Below are 19,221 nucleotides of genomic sequence, written 5' to 3'. Positions count from 1 at the left end.
TGTTAAAACAGAGCAGAAAATGACAGGACTATGATTACAGCAGTTGTTACGATATACATAAGGAGTGAGCGATATGGGATGGGTAGAATCATTACAGCATGCAATAGACTATATGGAAGATCATTTGCTCGAGGATATAACAATCGAAAGTATAGCGAAGCAGGCAAATGTGTCGGAATTTCACTTTCAACGGATTTTTTCAGTGCTTACAGATATTCCTGTAGGTGAATATCTCCGGCGCAGACGGTTAACACTGGCAGCACAAGAGCTTTCTACAACTGAAAGCAAAATTATTGATGTCGCCCTAAAATATGGCTACGACACTCCCGAATCTTTTTCAAAGGCTTTCCGCAGGCAGCATGGAATAACCCCTAGTCAAGCACGTACTTACACAGGAAAGCTGAAATCCTATAACCGCCTGAGCATTCAGGTAAATTTGAAAGGGGCAGAACCTATGAATTACAAAGTTGTGGAAAAAGAGAGTTTTAAAGTTGTTGGGGTGAAGCGGGAGTTTTCTTGCGAGAATGGGGAGAATTTAGCTGGCATCCCTAAAATGTGGGATGATGTTCATTTTGATGGAACAAATGATTTATTGTTTGATTTGAATAACGGGCAAATTAAAGGCGTCCTTGGGGTTTGTGTCGATAAACGTGCACCTGGTTCTCCGTTAATGGATTACTGGATTGCCGCCGCACATACTGGCGAAACACCAGAAGGTCTGATGGAACTAGAGATTCCAGCTTCAAAATGGGGAGTATTTGAAGTTCACGGTGCCATGCCTGATGCTATGCAAAAGGTTTGGAAACAAATCATCTCAGAATGGTTTCCTTCTAGTCATTATGAGCATGCCGGAACTCCAGACTTAGAAGTCTACTCAAATGGGAATCCATCCAGCCCTGATTATTATTCAGAAATTTGGATTCCACTGAAATAAATCACTAGCAAAAGAAAGAATCAGCAAAAGAATTTATAACTAAATCGGCAAACACATTTGCACCGTATACGCGGTGTTTTTTTTTGTTGCCTATTTTCCTATTAAGTTATTAATTTTTAAAACTTACTTGAATAAAGAAGCGACACTTCGTTTTTGAAGCATCGCCGCTGATATTGAATATAGAGTATCTTAAATATCTCGGAGGCAAATTTCCCCCCCTATTAAATCATTTTCTAATTTTCCTGTTTATTAATGAGAAAGGTAATTGGCACAAATAATAAAAAAGCAAGTAAAAGTAAACTACCGCCCACAATAAAGAACAGCATTACAAAGGTCTCATTAAGATTGAATGGATTTAAATTGTACATCCACATTCCTACGGTCAAACCTAAAGCACCTAGCATTCCGAGTATACTGTGAATGGGTACAAGTTTTTTATATTTAATACTATATACTTTATAAAAGATCCCCCAGGCAAACACTGATAACCATCCTACTAATAGAATATGAGCATGGATGGGTCTCATTGAATAATCCATACTTCCTGACATTTGAGAGCCAAGAAAAGTGCCGATAATACCGAAAATAGCTGAGAATCGAATGAGCCGTATACTCCAAGTTTGTTCCATTTTTTATTCCTCCAATTTTTTATTCATATAAGGCAGGATAATGGTGAAGGTTGTCCCTTTAGCAACCTTGCTATCAACCTTAATTTCTCCTCCATGCAGGTCAATGATTTGTTTAACGATCGATAAACCCAGTCCTGTACCGCCACTTTTTCGAGATGAATCGACACGATAAAAACGATCAAAAATTTGGGTGAGCGCTTCCTGGGACATTCCAATCCCTGTATCTTTGACAATGATCCTTAGGAAGGATTCGTTTCTAGATAAGCTGATCCAAATATTACCTCCGTTAATATTGTACTTTATCGCATTTGTTATCAAATTGTCCCAGACGTTGCTCATAAGTTCCGCATCAACCTTAATCCGAACAGGGGGCAGTTTATAAGAAACTTCGATTTCCTTCTCCTGCAGCCGCCAATGATACCTGCGGATGGTTTGTTTTATTTGTTCATCTAATTGGACCTCTGATATCATCATCGGATAAGCTTTCTGATCAAGGGATGTTAATAGTAATAACTGCTTTGTTAGAATGGAAAGCCGCTTTGATTCATGATCAATAACCTGTAAGTATTCTCTATATTCACGTTCATTTACTTTTTGTGACAATAGAAGTTCCGCATATCCCTGAATATTCATTAATGGCGACTGAAAGTCATGTGACACATTATTGATGAAGGATTTTCGGGCTTCATCATTATGCTGTAACTGCTTCTGCATGGTGTTAAAGCTTTCTACTAATTGTCCAATCTCATCATTACGCTCAATCTTTAAGGGATAATGGAAATTCTCACGTGTGATCTCTTTGGTGGCTTCGGTTAACTTTGTAATCGGCTTAATAAGATGCTTTGCGAATAGGATTACACCACTAATACTAACAACAGCAACCGCTACAAAAAACCATGCTAAAATCATATGAATATCAGAAAAAAGCAGTTTATTATTGGGACGTATAAACAAACCGTATTCTACCCCGCTCATTGTGAATGGAACACCTACTGTATTCCTTACATCATTCGAAAAGTGCCCCATCAATAAAAACTTATGGGAAAAGTTGCTCATGCCATGGTAAATCCTTTTTTCTGTAATAACTTTCTTAGCTTCATTAGGAGGTTCATTCTTAGTAAAAGGCTTGCCAAAATAAGCTTCTTTCCCGTGTTCGTTGAGCACATATAATTGATATCCGAGATTTCCGATTGATTCCAAAAAAGGCTCAAAGGAGGAAGGATCAGCATGCATACTCTCAAGGTTTAATGTAATTCTTTGTGCAATCTCTACATTTTGCTGATCAATCTTCTGTTTTGTAGATGTCAAATAAGTAAAATTGGCTAATATCATTCCAATCGTGATGCTAATCGTCAGAATCAGTAGTGTTGCAACAATGAATTTCCGATTTAAAGTTCTCATTTCGTAACCTCTAGCTTGTAGCCAATTCCTCGAACCGTTTGAATTTCCACCGATGCTTCGTATTTTTTTAAGCGTTCCCGGATTCGATTTATATGTGTATTTAGCGTTTGTTCTCCACCTTCATAATCAACTCCCCATACTTGTTCAACTAGAAGTGACCTAGGTGTAATCTTATTTACACGTGAAGCTAATAAACTTAATAGTTCAAATTCCTTTAATGGCGGAAGGACGGTTTCTTGATTGATAATTAATTCAAAATTCTTTCGATCTAATACGAGATTTCCCACTTTAATTACCGTTTCCATGGCACGTTCGAAACGTCGTAAAACAACAGCAACACGGAATAGGAGTTCCTTCACCTCAAAAGGCTTAACGATATAGTCCTCAGAACCAGATAAGAAGCCTTGTTCCTTATCACCAATCTGCCCTTTGGCAGTCAGCAAAATAACTGGGATATCATAGTCGTTTGACAATATCTTTGTCAATTCAAACCCATCCATCCCAGGCATCATTACATCGACAATCGCTAAATCCACTGTTTTTTCTTCCAACAGGTCTAATGCTTCCTCAGCATGATTAGCTCTATATACTAGATAACCTTCTCCACTTAAGTGGATCGATACGAGCTGTTGAATATAGACATCATCATCTACAACAAGAATCTTCATAATCATACCTCCTAAAAGTAGAATACAAAGGAAGCCAATGTTTTCTATTTACTGTCTATTATGAGATGCTTGCTTATCTTTTTCAAATAACAGTATCAATGCCGGGAGGAGCATCCCACGAACTAAGAAAGTATCAAGTAAGATTCCAATTGAAACGATGAATCCAAATACGAAAAGGTCAGCAATAGGCATCGTTGTCAAAGCTGCAAAAGTTGCAGCTAGTATGATACCAGCAGAAGATATTACTCCACCAGTATTACGGATTGCCACTTCAAGAGCATCCTTTACTCGATGTGCCTTCCTTTCTTCTATAAATCTTGATGCAAGGATGATGTTATAATCGATACCTAAAGCCACAAGGAAGATGAAAGCATATACAGGAACTCGAGTACTTAATGCATCAAAACCAAACAAGATATCAACAAGGAATATACCTAGACCTAGTGCAGATAAATAGGATAGTAAAATGGTCGCCACCATATAGATTGGCATTTTAATGGAACGAGTTAGGGCAAATAAGAGAACGAGTATTAGTAATGTTTCAAGTGTCACAATGGTAAAGATATCTCTCGTATTTACATCACGCTCATCTACTAGCTTTGCAGTTACTCCACTATAGTAGGGCTCTCCAGATATGGAAAGATCCTTTAATAGATTGGGTGTATCCTCACGTAAATCTTTAATAAAATTCATAGACTCCGTAGAATATGGATTCATTGCTAACACAACACTTAACTTTAAAGCCTTAGCGTCTTCAGATTGTGCAGTCAAACGTACAGATGCAATCTTATCATATTCTTGTAGTTTTTCTGTAAAAGCAGTTACGTCAGTTTGGTCTATAGTTTTATCACTTTCGATTAACAGTGTTGCAGGTGCTAATTCACCTTTATCATATCTTGACTCTACAATTTCATAACCCACTCGAGAAGGCAGATCTTCAGGAAACTTTTTGACTGTATCAAATTCAAAGTCAAGATTAAACATATTGAAAGCAGTAATGAGAAGGAAAATACCAACAATGCCTCCAGAAAAGCCTGGCTTATTCACGACAAACTTAGCAATTGGCCCCCAAATTCCGTGTTTAACTTCTTTTTCTTGGCCGTACTTTGGAACTTTCGGCCAAAATGCTTTACGGCCAAATAGGGTAAATAAAGCTGGAACCAATGTGATCGATGCTAACATGATGAAGAACATGGCAAGCCCAAATATGGGAGCAAAATTTTGATAGTCACGGAAATTAGCAAAAAATAAGACTAGCATTGCTGCTAACACAGTTCCCCCTGCAAAAAATACAGGCTCTCCAGTTGCACGCATAGCAAGTTTCATCGCTTCATATTTACTTTCTACCTTGTTAAGCTCCTCACGGTAACGAGAGAATACAAATAGTGAATAGTCAATCACTGCAGCAAAAAGTAAAATGCTCATGATGGAGGTGGTTGAGTTATTGATTTCTAACCCGCCTGCCCCCAGTAATGCAATACTTTGATTCACGACCTGATAGACAATAGCTGTTGCAAGAAGAGGTATAAATGCAAGTAAAGGTGAACGGTAAATCGCTATAAGTAAAACTAAAATAATAACGATTGTTGCAAGTAATAACACAAAGTCCGCTTGTTCAAATAACTTTAGTGTGTCCCCCGCAATCCCTGCTGGACCGGTGATATAAAAGGACATATTTTCAAACTTATCTGCCATCTTATTACCTATCTCAGATGCCTTGTCATTGATTTCGGAATACTCACTACTGCCTAGACCACGTTCTAACTCCATCGGAACTATCATCGTTGAACCATCATCAGAGATAAAGCCTGTTAACGCTTGAGGCGGAAGGACGCTTATATCAACGATTGTCTCAATTCCGTTAATATCTTCTGCTGCGATTCCATTTAGTATTTGTATGACCTCATCGGTACGTATATCTCCATTCTCATTATGGAATACAAGGATTCCTGGTGTCCCTTGCTCATTAGGAAATATCTCTTCTGTCTTTTTCTCAGCTATTATAGATTGTGCTTCATCAGGAAGCGATTGAAAATTCGTTACTTGATAATCGCCAAGTCTTGGTCCCGCACTTAGTCCGACCATCAGGACGAGCCAAGTGATAATCGTAACCCACATCCCACGTTTAGTGGAAACCCAATCTGTAATTGGATGTAATAGTTTTTGCAAAATATAAACCTCCTTAAATGTTGTTCGTTTATGAGTTTACTAATGGAATATAAATTCAATATCAACTTTTGTTTACATTTGCCGAAAAACTGTTATTAGTTCTATAAAAAAGGGTGCTTATCCTCTAAAGGAAAGCACCCGTTCGTTGAAGGTAATACAATCTATTTAAGTTACCTTTATAATGTTCTCTATTGATTAACATTTCCATACAAGTCTTTCCGACGATAAACACTTAACACAGCCCCTATTAATATCGCATTAAGCAAGGTTGGCATTAAACCGTAACTAATGAAAGGCAGTGACATTGAAGTCATGGGGAATAACCCCAAGGCCATACCGATATTACTGACTAGCTGAATACCATAAAGGGCAACCCCGCCGATTAGAAGCAGTTGTCCATAAGAATCTTTAATCTTTGGTTGGATCACCATCATCCTAGCTGCAAACAGCAGGAGAATCATAACCAGTAAAACGCCAAAAATCCATCCGTAATGATAGGTAAAACTCACAAAAACAAAATTCGTATGTGCTTCCGGTATGAACTCTCTTGCACCGGAATGTCCAAACCAGCCAGCTTTTGACATAATCTCCTGAATCCGAAGTATAATGAACCCTTCCGTGTCCGCATACTTCTCTGGATTAAGAAACGCCAGCAGTCTTACAATTTGATAAGGCTTAATAAATGGCCAAATCACTAAGGCCGTCAACAAAATGGTTCCAAATGTACCCGCAGAGATCATCCATTTAACCTTTTTAGAGAATTTACTCCACCAAAGCATCACGAACACCATCACAGAATAAAGGTAGATGGTTGAAATAGATGGTAGTGCAAGAAATAGCAGAATGGGGCTGAGAAACAATAATAGAAACTGCCAAATTCTTAATTTTCCATTATTGAAAAACGAAGCCCACGCAAGATAGAAGAACGGCAACGCCATCAGACTTTCAATGGTAACCGGTCCAAACTTTATTAGCTTCAGCCCGTTTATCATCGTGTTCGAGAAAAAAGCCAAGATGAATAGCAGGAACATTCCGATTATGTAAAATAGCCAGCCCTGCTTTTTCCACTTTCGGTAATCCACCAGCATGACGCCTACAGTTGCAGCGAATCCAATAAGAGCAATGAGAAACTTAGAAATGATAAAATGGTAAGTGTCTTTCATATAACCGAGAGAGAACATCGGCAGGAAGCTTAAACCCATGGACACGACTAAAAGAAGAATCAGCCACCAGTCCACCTTTGGGCGATGCAGCTTGTTCATCTGGATACCCAGTTTTGTTGGGCTTCCCATTTGTTCGACCGCTTTGTCTTCCGCCTCACTCTCTGGTAAACCTTTTTCCATCCATACCTTTTTTGCTTCCATAACATGATAATTTAATTCGTTGGCTACATAATTTTTTGCTTCCTTTGATCGAATTTGATTCATAACTTCATTTAGGAAAATATGTTTTTTGTTATTCGTCAATGAACACTCACCTCCCTAGCAATTCCTTTAATACCAACACATGCTTTGCTCGTTTTTGTTCTGCTTTGCTTAATAATTTTCTGCCTTTATTTTTTAACCAATAATATTTGGCTCCTGACTCATCCCATTTGGTATCGATACACCCTGTCTGTTCTAAACGATGTAACATGGTATACAAAAATCCTTCGTTATTCTCAAATTTTTGTATTCCTCGTCCCCGCAGAAGCCCAGTTAATTCATGGCCTGTTTTCTCTTGAACGAGAAGCTGCATAACTGACAACAGGATGTCCTCATCCCGTTCTTCCTGTTGGTTTATTCTTCTGTGAATCTCCTTTTGATGGTCTTCTGAAAATTTCACGGTAGCAAATGTTTTTTTATCCATTTTCTTTTTTAAATTCTTTAAACGGTCCTCCATCATCTATTCCTCCAATTCTTCCTTCAGAAGTTCTTTGGCCCGCCTTAGTCTAGTCTTAACCGTATTTAGACCACTGCCCGTTACCAGTGCAATTTCCTTAAGCGGCAGTTCTTCATAGTAAAAGAGATAGATCACTTCTCGATATTTAATCGGCAATTTCATAATCGCTGCAATTAATTCATCATCTTCTTCCTTTTGGATCACAGCCTGCTCAACAAGCTCTTTCTTGGTACCGTTACTGGGCATTTCTTCACCGGCAATAACCACATTTTTGGTGTACCAGCTTCTATGGAAATCCTTGCAATGATTGATAGCAATCCGCCACAGCCACGTCCTCAATTTAGATTTACCGTTATATGTATGGAGGTTTTTATAGCATTTAACGAAGATATCCTGCGTTAAATCCTCCGCAATCGCTTTATTATTTACATAGGAATAAGCCAGCTGGAGGATCTCTTGTCCATATTGATTCATAATTTCATCAATCAGGAGGTCTTTATCCTCTGTGATGCTTCCTTCAAATATCATCTCTTCCACAACTTCTTCCCCCTTCCCTTATTTAGACGAATTGCCCTGAAGGGAAGTTTTTAAGATTTATCTTATTTTATAAAAAAATGATTCCATCCAACAGAGTAGACTTTCACTTTTCACAAAAATTGCTTAAGGGAATAAGAACTCACTCAACGGTTAAAATGAGGAAAGAACAACACGCGATGGAGGATGCATTATGAATAAAAAACCAAGTGAAAAAGATGTACATGAGGTTATTGAAAGAAGAAGTACAGGAAAAACCAGCTTTGCACAATTTTTGGAGGAGCTGCACACTATCGGGATTATACAATACGATATCGATGTTGCCACAGGCCGGGCCACTTACAAAGCAGAAAACTCAGAGTTAAACACAGAACCTCAAGTTAACTTTGTGATTTCAAATCAATTTGATAGGGACCACGCCTTACAATCAATCGCAAACATTACCCTTCCTTTTTTAGACTTTCTAAGAGAGCTTGGTAACGCAGGAATCGTCTCTTATACCGTTAATATTAATGAGAGAAAAGCTGTTTACACAGGGATAAATGGTGACCAAATAGTAGAACCGCTCCAGCTTTGATTAATTGTAAAAAGTAAAAGGCATTAAAAAAAGAGGTACTAAACCTTATCGATTTGTACCTCCTCATGTATAACCGTATGTTTGATTGAGTTATCACCTAATATATAGGTGGAAGAATTCTTGAAGTCTCTTTATTATTTCAACTTACCTTCTCTTCTTGCTCAGACTCTTCCCAACCTTTACAAACATCCACCCAGTCTTTTGCATACGAGTATCGATAAATTTCTTCATTCGTTAGTTCGATCGCTGAATTGGTGCTGCCACATGCCGGGAAAAGAGTATCAAATCTTTTCATGGAAACATCAAGGTAAACATCTAGTTCATTTTTTAATCCGAAAGGGCATACTCCACCAATTGCATGACCGGTCTGCTCCAGCACTTCTTCCGGAGTCAGCATTCTGGCCTTAAATCCAAAGGCTTGTCGAAATTTCTTGTTATCAATTTTCACATCTCCGGCAGCAACAATTAAAAGGACTTTGTCCCCTACTCTAAAAGATAATGTTTTTGCAATACGGGCCGGAATAACCCCAATTGTTTCGGCTGCTAAATCCACCGTTGCACTTGATGTTTCAAATTCCATCACATCTTGTTCTCTGTCCCATTGCCTGAAATGGGCTTTTACACTTTCGATTGACATCCTGTCCATCCTTTCCTAATTAGTATTATGGAAAATAATAACACACTTTAGTTAGGAAAAGCGAAAGTTTGTAATCAAGAACTTCTTGGAAGTATTGTTCCCTTGAATCCTAGTTTTCTCCGTTGAAGGGAACGATTCTGCTAGTATTATTCCCTTGAGCCCTAGCTTTCGCCGTTGAAGGGAACGATTCTACAAGTATCGCTCCCTTGAACCCTAGCTTTCTCCGTTGAAGGGAACGATTCTACAAGTATTGTTCCCTTGAACCCTGGTTTTTGCCGTTGAAGGGAACGATTCTCCAAGTATCGTTCCCTAGATCCCTCATTTTTGCTGTCCAAGGGAACAATTCCATTTTGTTATTCACGTACTTCGGCATACTTGACACTTCAAGTAAAAGAGAAAAGAAAGGCGCTGGAATTGTCCATGCGCCTTTCTTTTTTCTTTACTTCATTATGATACTGCTACTGGTGATAGTTTCTTTGCAGCTTCTTTTACTTTTTCTAATCCTTCAGCAATAATATTTTCAGCTTGTGCCGGCATTGCATTATGACCTTCAATAATCACTTCATCAACGATTTCCATACCGAAGACGCCGCCAACAACGTTTTTAATATAAGTAGCCGCCATTTCCATTGGTGCTGCTTCAGGTGTTGAGTAAACACCGCCGCGTGCACTTAGAATAATTGCCTTTTTATCTTTCATTAATTGTACAAGTTGACCATTTTCATCATATTTGAAAGTGAAACCAGCTTGGTAAACATAATCAATGAACGTTTGTAATGGCGCTGGAATTGTTAGGTTCCATAAAGGGAATGTGAATACAACTAAATCAGCAGCTGTAAGAGCGTCCATTGCTTTTTGTTTTGCTGCTAGAAGACGCTTTTCCAGGTCAGTCATTTCTTCGCCTGATTGAATTTTACCGAAAGCGTTGAATAAATCTTGGCCAAAGTAAGGCATATCTTCAGCGAAAACATCAAAAGTTGTCACATTCACACCTTCTATGTTTTCCATAAAAGTTTCATACATTCTACTTGAAACTGCTTCTGAAGCTGGACGGTTGTTTGCTTTTACTACTAAAACATTCATATATATAAATCCCCTTTTTATCCTATATTTTGTTATTTTTAAATCATATATCTCGAATTGATAATATATTAAACTAGCATTCTTGTCCATAGTAGATATTTCCTATTTAATTAGTAGACATGAAATTTAATTAATTCCCTCGATTCCTTTAAGACATAAGGATGAAAAACAAAAAAAAAAAAACTAATCGAAGGTTTCCGATTAGCTTTATATATTGGTTAAGATTTTATTGATTTGCTTTTTTTACCCACTCTGCAACGGTTACCGTACGTTTTGCTTGATGTTTTACCGCTGCTTGAACATCTTCAATCATTTTTCCATCTTGGCCAACTGTGACACTTGTTCCATAAGGGTTTCCTCCTGCCCCAAATAGAACGGGATCTGTATAACCTGGTGCAGCAATAATTGCGCCCCAATGCATCATGGAAGTATATAATGAAAGAAGTGTAGCTTCTTGGCCGCCATGTGGATTTTGTGCAGAAGTCATTGCGCTGACTACTTTGTTTACTGTTTTACCTGTTGCCCAAAGTCCTCCTTGAATATCAAGGAATTGCTTCATTTGTGAAGGCATGTTTCCAAATCGAGTCGGAACACTAAAGATCACCGCATCTGCCCATTCAATATCATCCCCTGTTGCAATTGGAACATGTTTCGTTGCTTCCACTGTGTTCTTCCACACTTCATTTCTCTCAATAGTTGACTCAGGAGCTAATTCTTGTACTTTTAATACCTTAACCTCAGCACCAGCTTCCTTTGCTCCTTCTTCAGCCCATTTCGCTAATTGATAATTTGTTCCACCCATGCTGTAAAAAATTACTGCCAGTTTTACATTTGTCATTTTCCTTCCTCCTTTTCTGTTGTATTTCCAAATAATTTAGATAAGATAATCCATTTGTAACACCACCTATTATTTCTTCCTTTTTACATTTCCATTCATTAATTAATCTCCTCTTTTTTCTCATTTGAATCCTTTGAAAGAATCAATTGCTACCTGATACAGCTTGCTTACAATAAATTGCTATTGCAAAAATAAAAAAGCACCCTCATGAAATGAGAGTGCTTTTGATATTATTTAATTTTTATTAAACAGTCTTCCAGTCAGCAGCAAATTTCTCTAGACCTTGGTCAGTTAATGGATGTTTTGATAATTGCTCAATAACCTTAAATGGAATCGTTGCAATATGAGCTCCAGCCAACGCCACGCGTGTAACATGATCTGGATGACGAACAGATGCTGCAATGATTTGTGAATCCAACTTTTGCACTTGGAACATCTTAGCGATTTTTGCGACTAGTTCAACACCATCTTCATTGATATCATCTAAACGGCCTAAGAATGGTGAAACATATGTAGCTCCTGCACGTGCAGCAAGTAACGCCTGGTTAACACTAAAAATTAACGTTACATTGGTTTTAACACCTTTTTTTGTTAAATAACGGCAAGCCTCTAGCCCATCAAGATTCATTGGAAGTTTGATGGTAATGTTCTTATCGCCGCCATTAATCTTGATAAGCTCGTTTGCTTCCGCAATCATTTGCTCAGCTGTCAAGGCATTAGGTGTAACTTCAGCAGAAACAGACTCTACTTCAGGTACAGCATTAAGAATTTCAGCGATACGATCTTCGAATTTCACACCTTCTTTAGCAACTAAAGATGGGTTAGTTGTTACTCCTGATAACACGCCGATTTTATAGGCCTTTTTAATTTCCTCTAGGTTTGCAGTATCAATGAAAAATTTCATAATCTCTTTCCTCCATTATTAATAAAATAAATGCGTTTTTGGTAATTTTACCGACAGCCTGTCCACTAAACTCAGTTTTCATGCCACTTTCAACATTACCATAAAGTTTTCATCCTTTAAAGTACCATAGCGTATTAATCTGCACATTGCAATGACTGATGTTGCCTTTTTAAGGTTTAAAGTTTATCTATTTGTCCATTTTCCCTTCACCTCAGAGGTGCAAAATCTCTTTAATTTCTTCATAATTTAGATATTTCAAAAAAGCAATTTCAGTCAATTTTTATCAACATAAATTTTTTAAAAAATCTTCAATATAATTCATGTTCCTATATGAATAATTCATTTCAATGGTTTAACTAAATCCTTATTCTTTCGGTTTTTAACTTCTTCCATTTTAGCGTAAAAGCTTTCTTCTGCGTCAATTCCAAAATAATTATAAAATTTCAGCATGTAAGCCAGGCAGTCTGATAATTCCTTGCCTACATTCTCTTTAATCTTAATCTTTGCTAACTCAAATGCCTGATTCTCATCCATGCCATCTTCAACATAGGAAGCTGTTAGATTAAACGCCTTACGTAGTTCCTCCGCTACCTCGGCAACCTCAGTCGTTAGCAGCATGTAATTATTTAAAAGAGAATCTCTGCTTTTTGCATAGCTCTCCTCAGAGATTTCCCATCCCATATCTTTTTGATACTGTTTCGCAAAAGTTTGTATCTCTTTCATGATATCCCTTCCGTCCTTTTACCGCTGTATTTGTTAATCAAACGTTTGATTAGTTTTTTCTAACCATTAATCAAGCTATGTTCTGAAATAACCTATACTTTTCTAATGCTATTTTTTCTCTATTATATCAAAAAGAATGCCACCTATAATGAGCAAAACTAATTCCTGTTCTATACTCACAGGGTAGTCTTGAATTGGCTTATTAAATTTATTGAATCTGTTATTGATAAAGATTAACCTGTTGATAGGAATCTTTTTAACTAAGGGGTCAACGATGTGAAATATACTTTATGTTTTTTAAAAAAGGAAAATGAGGTTTTGATGCTATTACGGGCAAAGGAACCAAATAAGGGAAAATGGAATGGTGTTGGCGGAAAGATTGAGATCAGTGAAACCCCTGATGAAGGATGCAAAAGAGAAGTTCTTGAAGAAACAGGATTGATTTTAAGAAAGCAGATTTTCAAGGGCCTTATAGCATTGAATGGCAATGAATGCATTTATGTATTCGTCAGCAATGACTTTGAAGGAGATCTAATACCCTCTGAGGAAGGAAGCCTTGAGTGGAAGAGTATGGAATGGATCTTATCCTCAAGGGATGTTGTTGAGAATATCCCATTATTTATTGAAGATGTATTAGATATCAGTAGTGAACCAAAAGTATACAACTGCAGTTATTCAGAAACTGGGGAAATGACAGGATTTCACGTTAAGCTATTTCAAACCAACTAGTTACAGAGCGATTATTTGAAGGAGGACTTGTCTTGAACAGCAGACAAATTCATAGTTCATTAAAAGTTTTACTCGTTTCAGACTTAGAAAAATCGAAACAGTATTATCGAAATGTCTTAGGATGTGAAGTAACGGATTGGTGGGTAATCCGGGAAGGTTTCACTGGATTAGGTATTAAATTACTTCAAGCAAATTCAACCGAAGATGTGCGACCTAATAGACTTGAAAAAGGATTTTCACAACCTGCTCCAGACATATATTGCTATGTCGAAAACTGGGCAGCATTGGATGAACTATATATGGAATTTAAAGAAAAAGCAGCAACATTTGTTATTGAACCGTGGATTGACGAAGAAGCAGGACCATGGAAGGAGTTTGCTATTTCTGATCCAGATAACTATTGTATAGCTTTTGGAGGCACTAATAAAAATAGCTTATAAAAAGGTTTAAAAAATTTAACCAAACGTTTGATTAGTTCGCCTAGCCCAATAGTACCAAGGGTTTAGCGGTTTCAATCAAACGTTTGATTAGTTTTTAGCTTTACTTAACCGCAACCTTCAACGCTTCATCAATTAACCCAAAAATGTATGCTGTATTCTGCGATTTCTTGGCTGCCTCTTGACGGCTGCTTGTTTCACCCTTTTGCCAACGGTCATAATAGCGATAAACATACTCAAAATCCTTAAAAGTGATCATTCTATCCATTGAAATGTTTACACTAGGTGTATGGTTCCTCGCCTTTTTAATGATGAGATTTTTTTCCCTAACACCTACTAAAAACCATAATGGTACACTCTTATTTTGAGGAACCGTATGTATTTCGTATTCCGATTTTAATGCTCTCTCTCTAAGATTTTCCCATAAAACAGCTGCATCCATATATTCTATCTCCTCTCAAAATCATAAGTTTTCCAAATATTCTCTATTAACATTATAGCAAAAACATTCCTGGCTTAATCTGCATTGTTAAGTTAAAAATAATTTTTCTTTTGGTTTAAGAAAATCCGTTATAGAAAAAATATAACCACAACCAATCGAATCTTTTAGGAGGCTATCCTTGAAAAAGATAATGAAAGTAGTCGGAGCCATTATTGAAAATGGACAAAATGAAATCCTATGTGCACTAAGATCACCTGAAATGTCTATGCCGAATATGTGGGAGTTTCCTGGTGGAAAGGTTGAAGAGAATGAGGATATTTATTCAGCTCTCGTGAGAGAAATTGATGAAGAATTGGGTTGTAGGATTAAGACGTCCAAGGAAATATTCAATAACACTATTCATGAGTACGATACATTTATCATTAATCTACTATCAATTAAGTGTAATGTGATATCTGGTAATCCAACTCCGCGTGAACATTCCAAGCTTATTTGGTTAAAAAGAGAAAATTTAGAATCCCTAAAATGGGCTCCGGCAGACATTCCTGCAGTCCAACAGTTAATACAGGACAAATAAGACTTACTCAAGCGTGTTAACCAGCTTTTAGAGTAAGTCTTATTATTACCACAACATTTTTTTACAGAAATGTAGCATTCTTTCTAATGGTTAAATATAGATAGCACTTCTTTAAAAACTACCGAAGGCTGCTTCAACAGTGAATCATAGCTTACTATCTGCTCTACCTCATTATTTTTAATAGAAACAGTATTATTTTCTCTATTTAAGTAAATTTCAATGTTATCAAAAGAGAAGGTTTCGACCGCTGATGCCTTATCTAGGCTTTGATCATTAAGTTTAATATTAATTTTGTCAGAAACCCTTCGTAACATTTTCCAAAGGGTGGTTTCTTGTTTATTTTTCAAATAAAGCTCTGGTAGTTCGTTAGATTCCTCCAACTGTGTTAGTGTTGTTAGCATATATGTAGCTATTCCATACTTAACAGGTTTAATTAGCCTATTCGTTTGTTTCCATCCTTGAATGTGAAATATAACATATCCATCTTCTAAAGAAATTCTGTCAATCTTACCATACTCAGCAATGCCATTTTGTTTATGAACTTCTGCTGTTGTATATAGAGCGACATATTTGGCTTCCTGCCATCCTTTTTTCAATTTGCTTTCCTGCATTTGAAAATAACTATTCTGAATAAAATTAATATAGGCATCTTGATTTGATACAGTTCCTACTAATACCTTCTCAACGAGACTGGACTCCCATTCCTCTTTTGAACCTTTTGGTAGAATTCCCTCTTGTTGAATTTCCTCAGGACTTTTTTCGATTAAACGTTCAACAAATTGTTCAACTAAATCGGTTGCCTGTGGTAAAAAAGGTAATCCTCCAATGTTAACCTGATTAATACTTTTATAAAGTGGATGCTCACGATAACTTTCTTCATTACCCCAAGGAAATAACACATAAGCACCAAATGCCGTCCTTTCATACGGTCCATTATTCATGACAACTAATGAATCTCTGTACCGATGCATTGTATTAATATCCTCTTCTATTGGACCTGGAGTTTGATAGCGTGACTTGTAATAACTACCTTCCTGAGCATAATCGACTCGATACTTGGCATCAAAAACATAGTTAAAAGTATAATCCTTGCCTTTTTTAGATATTGTCAGCATCGTATCAGGTTTTTGAGAAATAGTAGGAAGACGTCCCTCATACTTCTGATAGGTTAGCGTTATGCTTTCCTTTGTAATTGGATGTTCAAATTTTCTTTCCGCCTTTTGATTTGTGTCTAAATTAACAAACAACCCATCACGATTTACTTGAATGATATCCTGACTTAACATTGTATACTTCCTGCTAAGTATTTGCCCCAACTTTAAGTACGTCCAATATTCATACAAAGTGGCTACATCCTTAACTGACATTTGATACAGTCTACCTTGAAGCATTAACCCTTTGGAAACAGTCAAGTAAATCTGAAACGCATCCCGATAACCCGGTGCCATTTGCAGCACTAGGCTCATTACTGATCGGTCAAGTCTGCCAATCTTCTGCCAGAAGTGACTTTTTATCTTAGATTGAAGAGCTTCTTTCATTTTTACTAACCGGTCAATTAATTCTTTGTCAGGTTCAATCTTCCATCGTTTATTTGGATTTTCAATTGTTTGGATTAAATCTTCTACTTTATCTCCGAGCCTCTGAATCATCCATTTTACATATCGATTCTCTATGGTATCGTAAACTAGTTCCTTCTTTGCTTTAATACCTTCACGTGGCATAATGGCCCTACCGGTAATACTCAACCCGTTCTCTACATCAACAAACTGAGTTCGTCTTTGAAGGTATTTACGAATATAATTATCTGTTTTACTAAGCTGATCCCCTCGTGCCCTAACATACATAGTTTCCAGTGTATGATGCGGCTGCCGTTCAATCCTATTTATCGCCTGTATAAACTGTTGAAAATGCTTTTCCATTAATCGGTAAAATTCGGCACGGCTCGGATTACCATCCAATTTAATATTTGCTCCCAAATATGTTTTTCTTATGAAGTGGAAGGCCAAATTATAAATTTCATCATTTACTTCCCTCAATAGTCTTTCATAATCGTTTCGATAATCTAACTTGGAAGGAAATATCTCAATTGTTACCTCTAATAACGTTTTCTCCTTATACCGAACCTCAAAGGTCGAATACCCAACCTCATTTTGAAACTGAAGATTCCCCATTAATACAGGGATTCCAGCCATATCAGTATTTGATATTGACTTACGTAGAATGGGGTGCTCATGATAAAAAAACAATTCCTGCATTTGTTTAGGTACAATAATCACTTGGTAAATTCCATTTTCAAAAAAAATCGGCCTTACCTGTTGTTCAGATGTTAGTTCACCAAGTTCAATATTATAGACATTTATGGTTTCAATAGAATCTCCTATTGCTGAAAACTTCATGACGTCATGATTATCTAACTTTCGGTACTGCAGGAGTCCTTCATAGCGATGATGATATGGCTTCCCTTTTATCACTAAAGAAAAATCCGTTGTTTCAATTTTGACTAATTCAACATCTTCACGAGATCCAGAAGGAAGTGAATCCATCATCCCCTAACCTCCTAAGCATCTCTAATACCTTTGCAGCACTATTAGGATATTTAGCCTCGTCAATTTCTTGTTGGTAACTATCTTGTCCTTCTTTATAAACTCTACCAGTAAATAGGCGGTAGAGTTCCGATAATAATTGTTCAACACGCCTATCACTACCAGAGATACGGGGCAATATTTTTTGGAGTATACAATAATCAAAGGCTTTTTTTTCTTCTAAAGGATTTCCATCTTCGTTATAATCCAAATAAAAACAAATCTCATCGCGAACGCGATAACCTACATGTGCATTAATAAGCTGCAGCGGCTTATTTATCTTTTCCAGTTCATCCGTAACCTTTAAGACAAGGTCTTTATTTGCACTATATAAATCCTTTAGATGAAGATATCTTGAACGAAATTTACTATCTGGAACACAAATGGCTTCGACAATTTTACTTTCCTCAAGAAAAGATAAATTGGACAACTCTACGCGATTTAACTCAATTGTATTTGCACGGTCGAGTACCTTTTTACTAAAAGGATGTGTAGTTTCATCCATATTGACTGTTCCAATTATATATAGATTTGCAGGAAGCTTTATATTCCTTTTCGCGATTTCCTCAGTTAGTAAATTAGAAGATATAATTTTACCATCCTGCCATTTCCGACTTTCCATAACGCTTAAAATATCACTGAAATAATGCTCCACTCTTGCCAGGTTCATCTCATCCAGTATAACGAAAAAAGGGAGGTCAGGATTTTTTTCAGCATTTTCTATCACCTTGGTAAGTGGACCCTTCTTAAAATCACCTTTAATATCGACATAACCTAGTAAATCTGAACTATCATTCCAGTCAGGTCGAACTGGAATCAATGCTAGTTGACCATTCTTTTCAGTTGCCCCAATACTTTCTGCAAACAATTGGACAATCTTTGTCTTTCCAGTTCCAGAAATACCAGATAGAATTACGAATGGCTTGGTTTTAATTGATAAAAAGAGATTTGTTACTTCTTCAATTGAATAATGAAACCCTTTGAATTTTATGTAGGAGTGGACATGATTAATGAGTTCTTTATTCGTTAAAAAAGGACTTGATGGGTCTCTTAAGATTGGCTTTCCTTTTTTAACTGGTAAATAGTTACTACTTTTTTTATGTTCTATGTATTCAGTGAAGTGATTTAAGGCAGCACTATACATTCTGTTACCCCTTTTGTTCTTATCTTGAAACGATTGGTTGTTTAAAATACTATCAATTATATTTTTGTCAGTAATGTTAAATAAATTATTCTCATTCAAACCATATTTAATTAACTCTGTAGATAGAGTATCAATTGCACCAGCATATCTATTTATTGTATAGGAGGAAAGCTCAGTAGTATCTTCCAACCACTTAATAAAATTATCTTTGTCCATGTTTAATTCCCCACTCATATTCTTTTTTAGGAGTCCCACCATACTTCCGAAATTTAGATGTAAATTATATAATATTGTGATTTTTCTTAGTAAGCTAAAGCAGCTTGAGATTGTTA

The 19,221-nt window shown here is 36.7% G+C and carries 20 protein-coding genes; 5 read left to right on the top strand and 15 right to left on the bottom strand.

Features of this window, described 5'->3' with window-relative positions; genetic code table 11:
• Positions 1-73: 73 nt before the first annotated feature.
• Positions 74-934 carry an AraC family transcriptional regulator gene (locus H0184_RS23125; RefSeq protein ID WP_221828900.1) on the top strand — a complete coding sequence of 287 codons (861 nt, stop codon included), beginning with the start codon at positions 74-76 and terminating at the stop codon, positions 932-934.
• A 233-nt stretch (positions 935-1,167) separates the two neighbouring features.
• Here H0184_RS23125 and H0184_RS23120 read toward each other — a convergent pair whose 3' ends face one another.
• The 7 genes from H0184_RS23120 to H0184_RS23090 form a co-directional block, all read right to left on the bottom strand.
• A complete protein-coding gene (locus H0184_RS23120) occupies positions 1,168-1,563 on the bottom strand; it encodes a hypothetical protein (RefSeq protein ID WP_221828898.1) in 396 nt (131 codons plus the stop codon).
• A gap of 3 nt (positions 1,564-1,566) precedes the next feature.
• Entirely contained in the window at positions 1,567-2,964 is a 1,398-nt protein-coding gene (locus H0184_RS23115) for a sensor histidine kinase (protein ID WP_221828896.1), read from the bottom strand.
• Entirely contained in the window at positions 2,961-3,632 is a 672-nt protein-coding gene (locus H0184_RS23110) for a response regulator transcription factor (protein ID WP_221828894.1), read from the bottom strand. The genes H0184_RS23115 and H0184_RS23110 overlap by 4 nt, the downstream gene beginning before the upstream one ends.
• A 48-nt stretch (positions 3,633-3,680) precedes the next feature.
• Positions 3,681-5,801 carry an MMPL family transporter gene (locus H0184_RS23105; protein ID WP_221828892.1) on the bottom strand — a complete coding sequence of 707 codons (2,121 nt, stop codon included), beginning with the start codon at positions 5,799-5,801 and terminating at the stop codon, positions 3,681-3,683.
• 188 nt (positions 5,802-5,989) lie between these two features.
• The gene (locus tag H0184_RS23100) at positions 5,990-7,228 is read right to left on the bottom strand and encodes an FtsW/RodA/SpoVE family cell cycle protein (protein ID WP_221829038.1); all 1,239 of its coding nucleotides are present in this window, start codon (positions 7,226-7,228) and stop codon (positions 5,990-5,992) included.
• Positions 7,229-7,274: 46 nt separating this feature from the next.
• Positions 7,275-7,682, bottom strand: a complete 408-nt coding sequence (locus H0184_RS23095) for a PadR family transcriptional regulator (RefSeq protein WP_221829036.1) — start codon at positions 7,680-7,682, stop codon at positions 7,275-7,277.
• A 3-nt stretch (positions 7,683-7,685) separates the two neighbouring features.
• The gene (locus H0184_RS23090) at positions 7,686-8,219 is read right to left on the bottom strand and encodes a sigma-70 family RNA polymerase sigma factor (protein WP_396953619.1); all 534 of its coding nucleotides are present in this window, start codon (positions 8,217-8,219) and stop codon (positions 7,686-7,688) included.
• Positions 8,220-8,409: 190 nt separating this feature from the next.
• On the opposite strand from H0184_RS23090, the gene H0184_RS23085 reads away from it, so the two are divergent.
• Entirely contained in the window at positions 8,410-8,793 is a 384-nt protein-coding gene (locus tag H0184_RS23085; RefSeq protein ID WP_221828890.1) for a DUF1398 family protein, read from the top strand.
• Between the two features lie 139 nt (positions 8,794-8,932).
• On the opposite strand, the gene H0184_RS23080 is transcribed toward H0184_RS23085, so the two are convergent.
• The 5 genes from H0184_RS23080 to H0184_RS23060 form a co-directional block, all read right to left on the bottom strand.
• Positions 8,933-9,430, bottom strand: coding sequence for a YbaK/EbsC family protein (locus H0184_RS23080; RefSeq protein ID WP_221828888.1), 498 nt, complete (start codon positions 9,428-9,430; stop codon positions 8,933-8,935).
• Between the two features lie 447 nt (positions 9,431-9,877).
• On the bottom strand, positions 9,878-10,513 hold the full coding sequence (locus H0184_RS23075; protein ID WP_221828886.1) for an FMN-dependent NADH-azoreductase: 636 nt from the start codon (positions 10,511-10,513) through the stop codon (positions 9,878-9,880).
• A 226-nt stretch (positions 10,514-10,739) separates the two neighbouring features.
• The gene (wrbA, locus tag H0184_RS23070) at positions 10,740-11,351 is read right to left on the bottom strand and encodes an NAD(P)H:quinone oxidoreductase (protein ID WP_221828884.1); all 612 of its coding nucleotides are present in this window, start codon (positions 11,349-11,351) and stop codon (positions 10,740-10,742) included.
• Between the two features lie 244 nt (positions 11,352-11,595).
• On the bottom strand, positions 11,596-12,255 hold the full coding sequence (gene fsa, locus H0184_RS23065; protein ID WP_221828882.1) for a fructose-6-phosphate aldolase: 660 nt from the start codon (positions 12,253-12,255) through the stop codon (positions 11,596-11,598).
• A 339-nt stretch (positions 12,256-12,594) separates the two neighbouring features.
• Positions 12,595-12,978, bottom strand: a complete 384-nt coding sequence (locus H0184_RS23060) for a MazG nucleotide pyrophosphohydrolase domain-containing protein (RefSeq protein ID WP_221828881.1) — start codon at positions 12,976-12,978, stop codon at positions 12,595-12,597.
• Between the two features lie 276 nt (positions 12,979-13,254).
• Between H0184_RS23060 and H0184_RS23055 the strand changes: the two genes are divergently transcribed.
• Positions 13,255-13,707: an NUDIX hydrolase gene (locus H0184_RS23055; protein WP_221828879.1), complete on the top strand. Its 453-nt coding sequence runs from the start codon at positions 13,255-13,257 to the stop codon at positions 13,705-13,707.
• Positions 13,708-13,739: 32 nt separating this feature from the next.
• Entirely contained in the window at positions 13,740-14,147 is a 408-nt protein-coding gene (locus H0184_RS23050) for a VOC family protein (protein WP_221828877.1), read from the top strand.
• A 100-nt stretch (positions 14,148-14,247) separates the two neighbouring features.
• On the opposite strand, the gene H0184_RS23045 is transcribed toward H0184_RS23050, so the two are convergent.
• A complete protein-coding gene (locus tag H0184_RS23045; protein ID WP_221828875.1) occupies positions 14,248-14,586 on the bottom strand; it encodes a hypothetical protein in 339 nt (112 codons plus the stop codon).
• A 178-nt stretch (positions 14,587-14,764) separates the two neighbouring features.
• Between H0184_RS23045 and H0184_RS23040 the strand changes: the two genes are divergently transcribed.
• Positions 14,765-15,163 (top strand): (deoxy)nucleoside triphosphate pyrophosphohydrolase, encoded by a 399-nt coding sequence (locus H0184_RS23040; RefSeq protein WP_221828873.1) that lies wholly within the window; start codon positions 14,765-14,767, stop codon positions 15,161-15,163.
• A gap of 83 nt (positions 15,164-15,246) precedes the next feature.
• Here the strand turns inward: H0184_RS23040 and H0184_RS23035 are convergent, their stop codons facing one another.
• Complete coding sequence (locus tag H0184_RS23035) at positions 15,247-17,706, bottom strand: restriction endonuclease-like protein (RefSeq protein ID WP_221829032.1); 2,460 nt, start codon at positions 17,704-17,706, stop codon at positions 15,247-15,249.
• Positions 17,678-19,105, bottom strand: coding sequence for an McrB family protein (locus H0184_RS23030; protein ID WP_396953618.1), 1,428 nt, complete (start codon positions 19,103-19,105; stop codon positions 17,678-17,680). The genes H0184_RS23035 and H0184_RS23030 overlap by 29 nt, the downstream gene beginning before the upstream one ends.
• Positions 19,106-19,221: the final 116 nt, after the last annotated feature.

Origin of the sequence: Neobacillus niacini (assembly GCF_019749295.1) — a bacterium.
Lineage (GTDB): Bacteria > Bacillota > Bacilli > Bacillales > Cytobacillaceae > Neobacillus > Neobacillus niacini_D.
Note: the sequence above shows the minus strand (reverse complement) of the source record. Positions and strands in the feature narration are given on the sequence as shown.

Coding starts and splice junctions, on each gene's coding strand:
- fsa (WP_221828882.1), bottom strand. CDS start 12,255: ATGAAATTTTTCATTGATACTGCAAACCTAGAGGAAATTAAAAAGGCC.
- H0184_RS23095 (WP_221829036.1), bottom strand. CDS start 7,682: ATGGAGGACCGTTTAAAGAATTTAAAAAAGAAAATGGATAAAAAAACA.
- H0184_RS23075 (WP_221828886.1), bottom strand. CDS start 10,513: ATGAATGTTTTAGTAGTAAAAGCAAACAACCGTCCAGCTTCAGAAGCA.
- H0184_RS23120 (WP_221828898.1), bottom strand. CDS start 1,563: ATGGAACAAACTTGGAGTATACGGCTCATTCGATTCTCAGCTATTTTC.
- wrbA (WP_221828884.1), bottom strand. CDS start 11,351: ATGACAAATGTAAAACTGGCAGTAATTTTTTACAGCATGGGTGGAACA.
- H0184_RS23080 (WP_221828888.1), bottom strand. CDS start 9,430: ATGTCAATCGAAAGTGTAAAAGCCCATTTCAGGCAATGGGACAGAGAA.
- H0184_RS23100 (WP_221829038.1), bottom strand. CDS start 7,228: ATGAATCAAATTCGATCAAAGGAAGCAAAAAATTATGTAGCCAACGAA.
- H0184_RS23085 (WP_221828890.1), top strand. CDS start 8,410: ATGAATAAAAAACCAAGTGAAAAAGATGTACATGAGGTTATTGAAAGA.
- H0184_RS23060 (WP_221828881.1), bottom strand. CDS start 12,978: ATGAAAGAGATACAAACTTTTGCGAAACAGTATCAAAAAGATATGGGA.
- H0184_RS23045 (WP_221828875.1), bottom strand. CDS start 14,586: ATGGATGCAGCTGTTTTATGGGAAAATCTTAGAGAGAGAGCATTAAAA.
- H0184_RS23035 (WP_221829032.1), bottom strand. CDS start 17,706: ATGGATTCACTTCCTTCTGGATCTCGTGAAGATGTTGAATTAGTCAAA.
- H0184_RS23115 (WP_221828896.1), bottom strand. CDS start 2,964: ATGAGAACTTTAAATCGGAAATTCATTGTTGCAACACTACTGATTCTG.
- H0184_RS23110 (WP_221828894.1), bottom strand. CDS start 3,632: ATGAAGATTCTTGTTGTAGATGATGATGTCTATATTCAACAGCTCGTA.
- H0184_RS23030 (WP_396953618.1), bottom strand. CDS start 19,105: ATGGACAAAGATAATTTTATTAAGTGGTTGGAAGATACTACTGAGCTT.
- H0184_RS23125 (WP_221828900.1), top strand. CDS start 74: ATGGGATGGGTAGAATCATTACAGCATGCAATAGACTATATGGAAGAT.